Here is a 1,542-nt window from a genome sequence, read left to right on the forward strand (position 1 = left end):
TAAGAAAGGTGGTGATGCCAACTTCTTTACATTCTACAATATAACCACTATATGAAAAAACAGCTGATAGCACCAAGGGGGAAGTCCGCCCTTTTTTAGTGTATTTTTATCATTCCTATCATCTATTATTGTTGGTTCAATGGCTTAATCCTGTTGTAATGTCATACCACTACTAAGTTGTTAACATTGGATTTCGATTTCCTGTCTGCGGAGCTTCCCCCGGCGTTTCCCGTCAAGGGCTTCCGATTCGTGGATTACGATTTTCTCCACAAACTCCCGCAACAGGGTAGGGGTAAGTTCCTCAAAGCTGGTGTACTTGCGGACTACTTTCATAAACTTTTCAGCGTTTGCCGTGGCTTCCAGAGTCCTTGAAAGCTCGCCCTGCAGAACGGCGGCACGCTCTTTCAGTTCCTTTTGCTCGGCTTCATAGTCTGCCGAAAGTTCCGTGAAACGCTCGTCCGATATGCGCCCCGCCACGCTGTCCTCATACAGCCGCTTGAAGATAGCGGAGAGTTCCGCAATCCGTTTTTCTGCCGCTTCCAGTTCTTTCTTCTTGGCGGCGTTCCGGCGTTTGCTCCCGTCCTCGGTCTGCTCGGTCAAGAGCTTCATAAACCGGGCTTCGTGCTTGGCGGCATAGCTGGTGACTTTCCGCAAATTCTCCGTCACTCCCTCGGTCAAAAGGTCGGTGCGGATAAAGTGCGCCGTACAGTCACGGGTGCGCTTCTTGTAGCTGCCGCATATGTAGCAGTCCTGCCGCCGCTTGTCCGTCTGATACCTTTGTTGGTACATGACGCTGCCGCAATCGGCACAAAAGAGTATGCCGGAGAACAAGCCCACTTCATCATAGCGGTTGGGGCGTTTGCGCTGCTTGCGTAGCTCCTGCACACGCTCCCATGTGTCACGGTCTATGATTGGTTCGTGGTGGTTCTCAAGCCTGAGCCGGAGGCCCAGCCGCCCGCCGAGACCCAGCCCCCGGAGGACGGGGACGGCGAGGACAAGCCGGATGCGGAGAAACCCGCGCCCAGGGTGAACCCACTGCCCGCCCTTATCCTTGTGCTGGCGCTCTTGGGCGGAGGCGGCTTCTTTGCCTATACCAAGTTCTTCAAGGGAAAGAAAAAGGAACAGGCAAAGCCTGACCCGGACGCGGATTATCTGGACGACGAGGAGGACTACGGCCTCCCGGAGGATGCCGACCCTGACGATGAGGACGGGAGCGAGTTTGACGGGTCGGACGATGAACCTGTGTAAGACGGGGGCGGCGTAGAGCCACCTATATCTGATAGAAAAGCCTGGGGCTGACAGGTTCAAAAGCAACCCCAGGCCCTTTTATAAAACAGGAGGTGCGGTTATGCGTATTGGTTCCCGAAGGTTTCTTGCATTTATGCTCCTTCTGATGATTTATATGTAGCTGATAGTCATTTACTAAACAACTTTACCAACAACTCCAAAAAACTATGGCTAATATGGCATATCCCATCTTCGACAGTTACAGAAAAACAAAGTGGCAGAATCCCTTGAATTTATTGGGGATATGCCACTTTT

1 protein-coding gene and 1 pseudogene are annotated in these 1,542 nt (G+C 52.2%); one reads left to right on the plus strand and one right to left on the minus strand.

Translation table 11 applies throughout. The features are described from left to right. Positions 1-180: 180 nt before the first annotated feature. Positions 181-930 (minus strand): annotated as a pseudogene (locus D7Y06_RS25050) (DUF4368 domain-containing protein); the annotation flags it as partial. Between D7Y06_RS25050 and D7Y06_RS27565 the strand changes: the two are divergent. Next, on the plus strand, positions 919-1,248 hold the full coding sequence (locus D7Y06_RS27565; protein ID WP_243119512.1) for a hypothetical protein: 330 nt from the start codon (positions 919-921) through the stop codon (positions 1,246-1,248). The pseudogene D7Y06_RS25050 and the gene D7Y06_RS27565 sit on opposite strands and share 12 nt — an antisense overlap. Positions 1,249-1,542 lie beyond the last annotated feature (294 nt).

Origin of the sequence: Roseburia sp. 1XD42-69, assembly GCF_003612565.1 — a bacterium.
In the GTDB taxonomy this organism is placed as follows: domain Bacteria; phylum Bacillota; class Clostridia; order Lachnospirales; family Lachnospiraceae; genus Roseburia_B.